At 36.0% G+C, this 13,441-nt stretch carries 10 protein-coding genes; 4 read left to right on the top strand and 6 right to left on the bottom strand.

The window, feature by feature from the left end:
• Positions 1-32: 32 nt before the first annotated feature.
• A complete protein-coding gene (locus tag B1F84_RS00600) occupies positions 33-353 on the bottom strand; it encodes a hypothetical protein (protein WP_131690275.1) in 321 nt (106 codons plus the stop codon).
• A 451-nt stretch (positions 354-804) separates the two neighbouring features.
• Between B1F84_RS00600 and B1F84_RS00605 the strand changes: the two genes are divergently transcribed.
• The 4 genes from B1F84_RS00605 to B1F84_RS00620 all read left to right on the top strand — a co-directional run bounded on the left by B1F84_RS00605 (position 805) and on the right by B1F84_RS00620 (position 5,890).
• Positions 805-1,122: a hypothetical protein gene (locus B1F84_RS00605; RefSeq protein ID WP_131690276.1), complete on the top strand. Its 318-nt coding sequence runs from the start codon at positions 805-807 to the stop codon at positions 1,120-1,122.
• A 54-nt stretch (positions 1,123-1,176) separates the two neighbouring features.
• Entirely contained in the window at positions 1,177-1,413 is a 237-nt protein-coding gene (locus tag B1F84_RS00610; protein WP_131690277.1) for a hypothetical protein, read from the top strand.
• 262 nt (positions 1,414-1,675) lie between these two features.
• On the top strand, positions 1,676-2,611 hold the full coding sequence (locus B1F84_RS00615; RefSeq protein WP_131690278.1) for a hypothetical protein: 936 nt from the start codon (positions 1,676-1,678) through the stop codon (positions 2,609-2,611).
• A gap of 12 nt (positions 2,612-2,623) precedes the next feature.
• Positions 2,624-5,890 (top strand): hypothetical protein, encoded by a 3,267-nt coding sequence (locus tag B1F84_RS00620; RefSeq protein WP_131690279.1) that lies wholly within the window; start codon positions 2,624-2,626, stop codon positions 5,888-5,890.
• A gap of 191 nt (positions 5,891-6,081) precedes the next feature.
• On the opposite strand, the gene B1F84_RS00625 is transcribed toward B1F84_RS00620, so the two are convergent.
• The 5 genes from B1F84_RS00625 to B1F84_RS00645 are packed head-to-tail and all read right to left on the bottom strand — an operon-like array spanning position 6,082 to position 13,440.
• Positions 6,082-7,491: a site-specific integrase gene (locus B1F84_RS00625; protein ID WP_131690280.1), complete on the bottom strand. Its 1,410-nt coding sequence runs from the start codon at positions 7,489-7,491 to the stop codon at positions 6,082-6,084.
• Positions 7,488-9,623 (bottom strand): ATP-dependent RecD-like DNA helicase, encoded by a 2,136-nt coding sequence (locus B1F84_RS00630; RefSeq protein WP_131690281.1) that lies wholly within the window; start codon positions 9,621-9,623, stop codon positions 7,488-7,490. The genes B1F84_RS00625 and B1F84_RS00630 overlap by 4 nt, the downstream gene beginning before the upstream one ends.
• Positions 9,623-10,387 (bottom strand): hypothetical protein, encoded by a 765-nt coding sequence (locus tag B1F84_RS00635; RefSeq protein WP_131690282.1) that lies wholly within the window; start codon positions 10,385-10,387, stop codon positions 9,623-9,625. The genes B1F84_RS00630 and B1F84_RS00635 overlap by 1 nt, the downstream gene beginning before the upstream one ends.
• Positions 10,380-11,378: a hypothetical protein gene (locus B1F84_RS00640; protein ID WP_131690283.1), complete on the bottom strand. Its 999-nt coding sequence runs from the start codon at positions 11,376-11,378 to the stop codon at positions 10,380-10,382. The genes B1F84_RS00635 and B1F84_RS00640 overlap by 8 nt, the downstream gene beginning before the upstream one ends.
• Positions 11,365-13,440 carry a site-specific integrase gene (locus tag B1F84_RS00645; RefSeq protein WP_131690284.1) on the bottom strand — a complete coding sequence of 692 codons (2,076 nt, stop codon included), beginning with the start codon at positions 13,438-13,440 and terminating at the stop codon, positions 11,365-11,367. Before B1F84_RS00645 ends, B1F84_RS00640 begins: the two co-directional genes overlap by 14 nt.
• Position 13,441: the final 1 nt, after the last annotated feature.

Raw genomic sequence — 13,441 nt, forward strand, 5'->3', positions numbered from 1 at the left:
ATATACTCAAGTTGTTACCGCCTCCATTGGGGTTAGCAAGATACTTTTAAATCATCTTCACGTGTAAACTGATCGCTAACATTAACTACAAAGTCAGTCACTGTAATATCAAGAGTGTCAAATTTTGAATCTATAACATAAGAGTGCCCGAACAAAGTCGTTATTTCCAATTTATCCTTAATAGAATACTTGCTAATTATTTTAGATGTTAAAATTTGCTTAAAACGAGTCAGGCCCATTTTGTCTTTGTATTCAACTAAGACTAATAGAATGTCAGCATTATGAAAATCAGGGTCAATTAATTTATCGTAAAGAGAAATAACGCAACTATGTTTTATGTTAATTTTTTGCATTCATCACACTTATTTTTGTTTAACTTCCAATATTTAAACTTTATGAGCTGTGGAGGAAAAATTGTCAATACTTCAAATGTGTACAATAAAATCAAAGATGAAAATGTTTAATTTTAAATCAATAGCTTACAAGTTTTTTTATGTCGTTTCCTAAAATATTTTTATAAAAAAACTGATTTAATGGTTCTGTGAGTATTAATAAGTAGTGATCCTACCTAAAGTTATATTTATTTTGTGAATGCATACTTTGATTCTAACAGCACACCTTTCATATTAAATAGTGTCTTAATCTAATTAAGCCAGCAAAGAGTTTCTTTGCGAACCCTATGCAATAAAGAAAAATTAAGTGTGCTAGATCTGAAAAAACTCATGATTAGATCCGCGCATTTGATATGTTTTTAATTCATATTCTTCTACCATAAGTCAACAAATAATCTGTGAGGTTCGGCTTATGACTACAAAAGTAAAAAATTGGTATATCGTTGCTGTCATGGATAGTGAGCAATTAGTTGGTGAAGTGTTATACGGTATAGTTCAAGACGACTCCAGCCTTCGCTTTTATGAAGGAGACTACGTGACAACATCAAAGATTGTATCGCTGGATTTTAAGACTCAGCAGGTAATAACAGTCAGTAACTCACATTATGACCTTAAGGGAAGCGGAAAACGTGCCATTATCGATATAAACGATTTCGAACTGCTTCGCCAAGGCTTTTCACCATTGCAGATTCGGGCGTTAAACAGCCCATCATCACACATAACCCATTAGCTTTGGCAGAAAACGAACTTTCAGCAATCAACCCCTACTAAGTTGGAGCTAACAATGCTGACAAACAAAATTGACTTTCAGAATGCTGAATGCTCGGCCTGCCATAAAAAACAGGTCGATATTAGAACTGAGATAGTCGCATCATCACCAGATAGACCTAACTCTATTCGCAAGAAAATTATCTTTCGATGCGAAGATCACCTAGATTGCGATATTGATGAGATTGAAAAGCTTGCGCTTGTCAAAAAGCGTTTTAAAAATCTAGACGAGAATGACCTTGTTGATGGCTAAATATTGCTTTAAGCAATTGAACTCTCAATAGATTTATTCGTCTCCGTCAGATTTGCCACTAATCTAAGGGAAGCACATTGCCAATCCTTACCTCAGGCTTATTAACTGAGCTATAAGTTGAGCCTCCAAATACATTTCCCAATAATTTTCTAAGGTAAGCTAACTTCTGAATCCTAAAATAATAGCGGTCACATATTGATCAGTCTCATCGCATACTATATATTTAACGTAAATATTTATGTTTACGTTAAATTGGTGATGTATGGAGTTTAGATATCCTACGGCTGCGGCAGATGCAAATGCAAACGCTTTAAAGGCTCTGACAAAAGGGTTGAGCAATCCAGAAGCTGGCGAAGAAGTATTTAAAGATATTTTGAATGAACTTGGTAATTCGATTGATACTTATCCAGATTGGCATCCCATTTTAACGTTGCCCACAAATGAAACTGGAGAGTCAGTCTCTTTTCTATCAGGCATAAAAGCTTACAACGGAATAGATCATACGGAGTTGTTTGTAAAAGGGTTTGTAACATGCCCATACGGAGAAGAAACAGCTAATAACCTAGTGGATGCAATCAATAAAATTCATGGGCTTCATGCTCGTAGATTAGAATTTCCTTTATATAATGATATGGCTTTTCCCGTAATAGTTCAGGCGTGGGATATAGAACTAGAGGCTGATGGGACTATTCGTAGTCGTGACGCTTTAGCATGGTGTATTCAAACCTTAGTCAAAGATGCTCGTAATGCTCAAGTTGCAGAGACATGGTGGAATATGAGGTCAAGCATACTTGGATCTCCACATGGATCTCGCTCTTCACTGCTGGTCAATCAACATACTGGTGGTCACATGCGTAAAATTTTAGAAGCATTAAATAATAGCGGCATGTATGGGCCTGTCAAAGAGTGGTCGCTAGAAATGTTTTCAGAGAAAAGAAGAAAAACAATAAGTGAGACTTTGATACGTGCTGCACTTAACTCTTGGGAGCGACCAAACAATTCCTTTGAGTTTGAGCTGCGAGGTGAATTATGTAAAGCAGAAGTCAGAGATACTTGGGATGATGGTTATGAGCTATCAATTAGAGTTGTAATTGGTAATTTGGATTTATGTGCATCAGGTTTTTATTATCCTGAGAAAAATCTCTTACAAGCTACAGATCCGAACGGTAAACAAGCATTGGCTAAAAAGTTCTTGTAAATTTGGTGAAATATGAAAGATATAACATTCGAAGAGCAAGCACTAAAAACTGCAAAACCATCTGATTTCATGAAAATTAGGCGTCCAGATGAGTTTTCAGATTCGGGAAATAGAGCCGTACAATTTATTTCCAAGGATGTTTTTGAATATAAACTAGCAACAATTACAGAGCGTTCCCAAGAAAAAGAATTCGAATTTTTTTGTAGGCATTTAGCTGAAAAGGAGCTTTGTCCTAATCTAATATATCAGACTGGTCCAACAGGCGGTGGTGATAGTAAAGTAGACACAGAAACATACCCGGTAGCGGATAAAATTTCACTTAAGTGGTTTGAAGGCATCGGCAGAAAAGCGAATCAAGAGCGATGGGCATTCGCTATAAGTGCAAAAGCCCAATGGCGACCCAAAATAAAAAGTGATGTTGCTGGAATAGTGTCTACAAATAGGGCTTATAAACTAATCTACTTCATGACAAATCAATCAGTGTCAGATAGGAAGCGTGCTGAGGTTGAAGATTCTCTAAAAAATGAATTTGATATCGAAGTACGTATTTTAGATAAAACATGGCTTGTTAATAAGGTATACGACAATGAACGTTTTGACCTTGCAGCTTCATCATTAGGTTTAGATATAAACAAGTCAGAATTCAAGCTCGGAAGAAATGACTCAATAAAAACAGACGACCTACGGGCACTAGAAAAAGAAATAGATGACTTTGATGAAACAAATTCTAGTTACTTTGAACTAATCGAGAATTGCTTGTATTCGGCTATATTAAGTAGAGAACTAGAAAAACCTAAATTTGAAGTTGTCGGCAGATTTGAAAGGGCACTCCATATAGCTAGAGAGAGAAAATTATCAAATTGTTTAAATAAAGTACTATATCAATACGCTTGGACTTCATATTGGTGGCACGATGACGCAAACAAACTTAGCTCACTATATGATGAACTTGAAAAATCAGTTATCGATTCAAATTCTGTATGGGAGTTAGAAAAACTAGCAACACTTTGGATTACATTGCAAACAGCATTTATTCACTCACACCTCAACAAAGAACAAGCAAAACTTAAAATTAGATACAGCAATTTAACGGCAAAGTTACAGTTAATCGCTGATGATAAATCAAGGCCAAACGCTTCCTTGACTGCAATAACTGAGCTTAGCTTTTTAGGGATGTCTAAGAGTATGATGCTTAAAGAACCATTAGATAGCTGGTTTGAGAAATTAATATACGTTCTTAATGCTTCTGAGCTAATGATGGATGTTCCCGTTAATAAAATAATTAGATATGTAGATGAATTATGTGACTTATTAGATGAGTATCCTAAGTTTGATGAACTATTTGATGTGGCAACGGAAATTAGCAGTAATAGAGTTAGTAACTCTCAAAAAGGCTGCATGCTTATAAAAAATGCATTCAGGAATATGCGGTTAGATAAGAATTTCAAAGCATTGATTCAGCTCGGTGAAGCATCTAGATTATTGGCACAAAAGGAAAACAGAGATGATTTTATACTAGCACAAGTCGGAATTGGGCAAGCTTATGAAAATATTGGATTAAATTGGTCAGCAAGAAATGGTTATGTCACAGCATTATATAAGCTCATAAATGATTTTGATGAAACCAGTCAACTACCACCAATTACGATTAGAGTACTTAATAAAATTATTTGGACAGAGGTGAAGTCAGGTAGAGTTCCTGTAGTATTCTTTTGGATGCAATTAAAAAGCATTTTAATAGACAAGCTTTGCAATTCGTATAATAACTCAGCAGAGGAAGAAGAAGCTCAACTTTTAGATGCTATTTTAGGCATTATGATCTTGAAGTCCTCCTATAAAGACTTATCTAAATTGGAAACATTACCTTCGTTTATCGATGAATGCGGCCTTGCGGCATCTTGGGTTGCAGCTTTATATATTCTCGGTTACGAAGATGTAATTAAAGCTGAAATTAAAGAAATGGGAAATCTCGAAGAGCTGTGCATCGGTTGGATAAATCAGCCCGCTAATTCCGATCTTCCTCCCATTACTCAATGGGGAATGGGCGACATTTGTGAAATAAAATCATCCGTTATTGGTGTAGACTTAAAGGTTAGTTATGCTAACCAATACACAGCAACATTATTCGCAGAAAGTTTAGTCACAGCAATAGAAAGTATTTTTGCTACTGCCCTAAATCATAGTGTATTTCCGCATGTTTCAGAGTTTTTCTGCCAGATAAAAGTTGATGATACTCTCAATGAGGTCGCTTATAGCCAAAACGAAAATGAAGTAGGGGAAATCTCCCTTACTATATTTTTACCAAACTTAGACATTATTAAATTAATTCCTACACCTAGTTATCGAGACACATTAATTAAAATAGCAGGTGAGGTTTTTAGTCTGATTGTTGTAAATATTGAAGAAAAGCAGTTAAAAGAACTAATGGTTAATGATTTGGCAATAGAAAGAATGAACCAAGCAGTCCACTTGCCAACTTTAATTGATAATGTTGCTTTATCTAATTATAAAACATCTTGGAACGATTGGAGCCACATTAACTTAGGTAAGTTTAGTTTAAGACGAAACAAAACTTGGAGAAGTGACATATTTCACTCTAATACAATTTTTGATTCTCCTGATAAGTCACAAGACTTCAAAGTGACTAAGCACAATGACACAAGAGTATTGACGATCATAAACCAAAGGCTCTGGGATAAAGCTAAATGGGCAGGAACCGGGTTCATTTCAACTATAGAAGAATCGAATGAACCGCCAGTCATTGCATTAATGTTTGAAGATCAAGACTCAGCAACAAAGATATTTAAGGGCTGGCTTAAAAAATTTGGGCGTGAAGATGTTAACAATATGCTTTGTATAACATTAATAAAAGGGATCTTTAAATCATCTCCAAATCACTATGCTTTGCAAGTGGCCCCAAATTTTGAACAGCTCTCTTTAACTGGTAAGAAAAGTTCTTTCATGATGATATCTAGGAGCAAAGTAATGACTCCTGAAACGTCAGAAAACCTTGACCGTTTCATCGGCTCGTTTACTAGTGCGCACCAATTTATGCTAGCCCCAGCTATTTTTAATGAGCACAATAATACTTCTAGTTTCTCTCCACCTGAACTATGGATTAAGAAAAGTGACATAAGGATTGTTAATGCTTGGGAGATTGATGAAAATGATATGGCGCTTATGGCTATGCCTATGGATGCAGATCCTATTATCCCTGAGCATGTGGATAATGCTCCCATACTGGAAGCATTAAAGAAACGAAAAATGAGAAACTTTTAACGAGTGTAAGTTTTTACTAGCTAGTCATAACACAGCCCTTAATTGCTTAGTATTAGCCAACAGGTAAAGGGGCTTCGCTAGCCCCTCTTGGGCTAGCGCCCAATTCACCCTGTCAGGTATTTGAAAGCGGACTTGGCCCATCAAATTGATGTGTTTCGTTTCCCTCGCCTGTTTAGGCGAAAGATCCTACTTTAATTTCGTTTTATCTTGTCAAGAATGTTACTTCCAGTCATATGTTCCTCAAACCGTTGAACTGCACGCTCCATAGAAGAAAGGCCATTGGATAAAGCTTTATTATTTTTGATTAGTTCATCATGGTGTTTTTTTGAGACTGATAACGCAGAGTTTAATAACATGCTTAACTTTTCTGCTTGGATCATTCTTTCAACCGTTCTGACATACATTCTAGTGGTTTCTACGTTTTTATGCCCCAAAAGCTTTTGAAGCATTATATGTGCATCAGCCACAAGTAAATCGTTTGTATGCGATGCGGTAAGGTTGTGCTCCTTAAGATATCTCCATAGTAATTGTGTTGCTCCAGTGTGCCTCATCATATGACTGTGAATTTTGATACCTAGTTCATCAGCAGCATTTTCAAGTGCAGCCTGATACTCCCTTACTGATACAGGTGTTCCATTCTTGTTTAACCAGCAGAACCTCATCTGCTCAGTTCTATTAAATTTTTTTGCCCATTTTGTTTTACAGTAATTGTCTTGATACTTTTTGTAACGTTGTTCGTAATTGCAAAGTTCGGAATTTATGTACTCATCATTAAATATTTTATGTGCAGAAATTGAGAGTTTTGTTTTTTTAATTTTTCCTCCTTTTGCTATATAGGAAATATCTTGCATACGGATTTTATCTCGCGTAGCCGCGCTAAAGGGCTTAAAGTGAGGATTTAATTTTGTTCGAGTTAGTGGAAAATCTCGTACTAATGCAGAAACACGCAATAATGTAGAGAACTCACAAAACGCCATTACAGCATAAACTTCATCTAGCGCATACAGATGCTGATAGAGCCTCCAAAAGTCTGACATAGAAATAATAGAATCAACATAGTCATCTTTATATTCCTTAAATTCTTCTTCTATGGCAGTTTCTTTTTCCCCTACAAATTTTCCAGAATAATTAGTGTGTGATAAAAAATTACCTTCTTGATCTTCAACAATTGATTCTTCTATCGTATCTGGCATAAACATCATGTGGTCTACACCAGTAGCTGTCAAAAACCGGTAAAAGTTGCGCCATGTTTTTACATATTGCTCAATTGATTCTTCTTTCCACTCTCTATTTCTTAGAAGCTCTATAAGAGGCTTCATATTGTTTTCGTATGTCGCAGCACAATAATGAACCCCAATAACAGGATTATCGTCATGATCCACGTAAGTTTGCTCAGCAAGTAAATTGATAAGATATTTCACTCGCTGAGAGTCATTTTGAATTGTTTGGCTACTGGCGTTTTTTAACTTGTGATAAATAAATTTGCTATTTTTTTTACGGAAAATTAAAAAATCTAAAACGTTAATTTCTATCTCATTTAATTCAATATTGTATGGTATTGGTATTCCTGCCAAACCTCTATGTTTCAACTCAATTCTCATAAGCTGAACCCAACACAAATGTTCTCAAATCTAAATCCACGGGCAAGCGCGTTCTCAATAGCTCCTTTTGAGGCAATCATTATTACCCTCTCTTTGGCACGTGTAACCGCTGTATAAAGCCAGCTTCTTTCAACCATCTCTATGTCTTCGACAATAACAATAGCAACATTAAATTCACTTCCTTGAGAGCTATGGCATGTCATAGCATAAGCGTGTTGAAGTATGTAGTCTCCTTCAGATTCGCTCTGAATATTCTCATACTTTAGCTCTTTAACCCCTTCAACGGTAAAATGAATTTGAATAGAACTTTCACTCTGACCAATTATTGTTCCTGTACTGCCATTAACTAACCCCAAATCGTTGTCGTTCTTCTTGTAGATAACTTTATCTCTAATACGAAATTGTGGAGAGATTTTAACGACCTTTCGACCTTTGGATAGATGCTTATGTAGAAGAATATTTGCTTGAGAAACCGTTTTTAATCGAGCTGCAATTATGTGAGCTTCATTGTTATTAAATGTATTTAGGTAATATTGTCGTTTAACTATTTCTGATAGTTCAGTTTCAGAGTTGTATTCGATTATTTCTACTCGCTGATTGGCAGTTGGTAAAACACCGTTTTTTATTTCCTCACTCGCATAAAATATTTCTTGGTTACTCCTGAAATTGACTGTTAATTCAACCTTTGGGACTTTCGTTGATTTTACTAATTTGTGATATATAAGACCAATACCCACGGGAGACAACTGTGCCCAGTCTCCAATAAAAACAAGACGTAAAGGCCGATTTTCAAACACTGACAAAATTCGATACATAGACTGTAAATCAACCATTGAGGCTTCATCAATGTGAACGACTGGAACCTGATACTTGTCAAGAAACTTTTCGTCATGCTCTATTCTTGTAAGAAGAGCGGCTATAGTGAAAGCATCATCATCCGTTTGTTGAATTAATCGTTGGCTAGCCTTTCCTGACAGAGCGACTTGTAGAACGTCATAGCCTGATTGTCGAATCAAGTCATTAGCACAATACAATACAGATGTTTTACCAGTACCAGCTCCTCCGCTTACTACATTCACAGAGTTAGTAAGTATCATTTTTACAGCTTGTTTTTGCTCAGTACTCAGTTTATTCCCTTTTTGGACATAATTATCCAAAACGTTATCAGATACCACAATTGGCAAGACATTAGAATTTAGGCGTTTTTGGAGCTGCTCTTTAACGTAATTTTCCATAATTGTAGTTCCGGGCAGCGCATACATTCTATTGTAGAGACGCTCATTTTCAGGCATATCATCAGGACAATTAGATTCGGAAATGATTATTCGAGTGTTATGCTCACCTCCTACTGCTACAGCAGCAGTTAGTGCTTGCAACATTAATTTAGAAGAATTCAAAAGCTCACTTAATTCTCTAGCGAAATAATTAGGAGAAACTTGTGTATGACCTTTTTCAAGCTGGCTATAAAGCACTTCTTCTACAGCACAGACTAGTCTGCGATGATCATCCGCTTTAATTCCCATTGCAGACGCTAGTAAATCAGCATGAGAAAAATTTGAAAAAGCCCAAACTCGGTAGGGGTCATCTAACAATTTATCGACCGTTTGTTCGCCATAGATTCCGTATGCTTTTTTAGCAATATTCTTCAACTTTACCTGCTTTGACTGAGTAGTGTTCTTAAGCACTGAGTCCATAAATTTGAGTAATTCAACCTTTCCAGTTTGCTTATTCCAATTATTGCAAATAACAGTGGCAGCAGCTTTAGATACTCTGGGAACTGATGATAATTCGTTGATGTCATTAGATGCTAATAGACTGACTAAATTGCTAGGAAAATGAGTGATAAGCCGTTCTGTGGTTGCTTTTCCTATTCCAATACCTGTCATTAGGAAATCTGCTAATAGGTCATTTGTAACAGGAATATAGTCAATTTCATTAGCATGAATTTGCTTACCCCACATAGAGCAATTGGCAACTGTCCCTCGAACTCGGATGTGATCTTGTGGTTCAACGTGTAAATCAACGTTGTTTAATAATACCTGTATATAGTCATGTTGAGTTTTCAGCGAAACGATTTGTTTTTCATCTGATTTGAAAATTACGTCAGTTACAGTACCAATAGCACTTTCCACTAGTAAATACTCCCCGCTTTTATCGCACTTTTACCTTTCCCCAACAACCTTAATTGCTTTTGCTTATAGAACGCTAACTTTTTTTCTAGATCAAGCCGAGCTTCTCTTTCTGCTACTAAGTTTTTTTGGCATTCTTTCAATTCTCTGCGAAGCATTGCTATAGCTTTGGATTCCATTGTATTAGACATTTCATCCAGTGCCGATTCAGTCGAATAATCAAGCGTTTTTAACTCACCATTTGCAATTTTTATATCTATTTCAATCAATAACTTTTGAACTTCACTCTTGGACATTGCTGAACCATAATACTTGACATCTTCAAGCGGTGTATCAATGAAGTATGCCCAAATAGCACGCCTAAATAGTGTTCCCTTCATATTCACAGGCCATACATAATCAGGTTCGGATAGCCGAGAATTTATAAAGCTTATTAATGCATTTGTGTTGTCCTCACTTTGTTGGGGTTGGCTTTTTGGTATATTCTTTATGTGACCATTTAATCTCAAATAATCTTGGAATTTAGTTATTTCACCCATAAAGGATTGGCGAAAGTTATGTGGTTTAATGCCGTAACCAACAATGCCTGATAACTTTTTTAAATCAACTTTAGATTTTTGCTTATTTAGAATATTCTCGATAACTTCGCTAGTTTGCTGCGATATGCTTTCTAGAGTTTCTTGGATCATTATTCTACGTAACATCCCCAAAGACTGACGGCTTATCGAGCCTTCTTTATATTGAGTAATTAACTGCTCTTTATCCATGCCTTATCACCACTATTTCGTTGAATTTCTCTTCTTTTAAATCAGGCCATTCCATAGAATAAAATTTTTCTGTGATAATATTTTCTGGTACTTTTTTTCCCGGTTCATTATTTTTACTTCTAGACAAAAGTACATCTAAAGGGGTGTCAAATATCACCCCACATACGCTGATATCGTTGGTACGAATATATTGGTTTATTATGTTGAACCATTTCAATCTGTGGTAAACGCTCAGATTTGTAGCGTCAATTACGACAGGGTGGCGGTCATGCCAATAGCTTTTTGTATTGTTTGACCAGAAGGTTTTACCTGCACACATAGGACCAATGAGCATATAAACTCTCATCGGTATGTTCCTAGATAATGATGTATGTAGCTCTTTTTCCGATTTAGACCAAGCGCTAGCTTTTAAAGCTTCATCATCGAAGCAGTAAACACCATTTCGCCTTAAATACTGATCCGGTGATATATACCGAACATTCGTAAAGTTGACCGTATTGGAGTTTTTCTGCCGACCTGCTTGTAACGCTTGATGGGATAACCTTATAACGTCATTGTCTCTGTTTTTATTCTGGCTTTGAAGGTTGGCGATTTTTTCATAAAGCCCAGCAACTTGTTCTCGACTAGATACGAGGTGTTGCTCAAGGTTTATTGCTCGTTCTTTTTCTTGTTCATAAAGAGATTCGTATTTACCTTGTAAAGTATCTTCATGGGGCAATTTATTAAAATTTCTATTAAAGTCTGCAATTTCATCTCTGACATCGTAATAACGTTGCTGAACTGCTTCATCTTTAATTTTTTCTTTATAAAAATAATCTTTATGAACTCTTGCCTTCTTTAATATTTTAGCTTGAGATGCATCAGTCTTTTTTCCTGTTAATCTTGCTTTTGCGAAAAGTTCTATGCAAGCAGACCTTAAATCAGCAATACGTTGGTCATGTGAGCGACTATCGTACACCGACTTTTTCTTACTTTTATCATTTGGCAACATCAAAATATCCTTTTTCACGTTCATCAGAATAGATAGACTTTAATGGCTCTGCATACATATTTATAAAAGCAATAGCATCTTCTTCTATGGCGGATTGAGGTTCAGCAACGTTTCTGTATTTATAATAAAAATCAAAGTCTTCAAGTAGTTTTCTAGACCACTTCTTACCTAATAAAGCATCTGAACAGCTTGCCCCCACACATTGAGATGGATTAGGTAGCGTACTGAGAGCATTAGTGATAGCCTTTTTAATGCCAGATGCAATCCTTTCCTGCCTATTAATTTGTGCTGCGCAAGGGCTATCTGAGGTGTTGTTACATGCTCTATTACAAATTACTGCCATTGGTGTAAGTAGAGAGTATGTTTCTCCATTTTTCATATCGTCAAGATAGAGTTCTGTAAGTCGTTCTTCTAAAGTTTGAAAGAGTTCCATTTCAGTTAAGCTTTGATTATTTAACTGAGACTCTCGTTCAATTTCTGACTTTATACTTTTGGCTCCCTTTAAAAGTCTTTCACCATTACGCCCTCCAACTTGCCCGTAGGTAACGGCAAAAGCCATATCTTTAGCCATATCTTCACAAAGTTTTGTTTGAAGTTCTTTGCGCTTTTTAACTACTAAAGGATTTCTGTAAATATACTCATTAGGCATTAACGCATTACTGTGACCAAATAGGCGCTTAAGAATGAGAATGGCTGCGTTTGTATTCTGGGAAATGTAGCCAGCTAATGTAGCTCTAATGCAATGTGCAGTTGCTTCAGAGTCATTTTCAGCAATCGTAGAAATAGAGAAGTTGTATGTACTTGGTAATATCTTCAAAAGATCATTCAGTGTAGTACCGTGCTGAGTTTTGCCAAGTTCATCTGCGTTTAGTTGCCGCCCCCAAGATTTTTTACTTGCGATATGTTTACTAGAGCTTATTAAAAATCCCCCCTCATGGGAGAATCTAATCGCTTCGAGTAGTTTGACCGCTTTATAAGTTGGTTCACCTACAGGTATAACAAGCCGATTTTTAGTTTTTTGAACGTCAGCTACTAGCCACCATATACCCTCATAACGTTTCGAGGGTTGGCAACAACCAATACGTAGATTTCGCATATCTATATTACGCAAGCCAGTAGACAGCAGAATAATCCAAATACAAGCGCTTTTAGTTAAATTAAAGAAGTTAGTTATCCACTTTCCCTTTACTGGTATGAAGTCTTGGTTAACAGTATGTTGTGCATATTCGATAGGCAAAATTGGCGATATAACTTCTTTATATTTTTCAATAGTGAGCTTTGCTCTTTTACTATTTTTGGCTCTATGTGGATTACCAAAGTCATTTAACAATGACCCAAACTCACCAAAAAATTCCAGCAGTTCTGCACTACTGTCAATTATAGGTAGAGCGTTTTGCACTAAGCTTGAAACATTTTCAAATGGCATAGGTGCATAGAATGAATTTTCTTTGATAACACCAGTAACTTCTCTTTGCTGTTCTAACCACTCGTTAACACCTATTCCTTGTTCCACCCAAGGCAATGTGATCCCCAGTATAAATACATTTAAGTCTTCTATGTCCTTTAGGTGATAAACCTTATTTAAAAAGTCGAATGCTCCATTTGATATACCACCGTTAACTACTAATCGAGTCTGTGTAATATTTGTAATTACCTCAGACTCAATAGCTGAAAACATTGTGAAAGGCTGATTCCGCTCAGCACACATGATATTATCCCATTGACCTGAATTAACTATTTGATTTACAAATGCTCTTAATCTTGCAAAGTTAGTTTCAGTCGCAACGCCTTGAAAAGTCGATAGTTGATAACAGACTACTCGACAAATTAATTCCAATGGATATTGCTCTCTATTGGGAAATAACGTTTTAAAGTTGATCGATTTTATTGAGCTTGCATCTTTCAAAAACCATATAGGATCAAGGAATTGCCCTTCACGTAATATGTTAGACATATCCACATTTACGTACTTAGTTTCTAGAGCGTCAAGCAATTCCCATTGTTTGTTAGCTATTTCATATAGAGAGTCTTGATGAGATAAAACTTCAATATTCACTGACATT

This window comes from Pseudoalteromonas sp. DL-6, assembly GCF_004328665.1.
Lineage (GTDB): Bacteria > Pseudomonadota > Gammaproteobacteria > Enterobacterales > Alteromonadaceae > Pseudoalteromonas.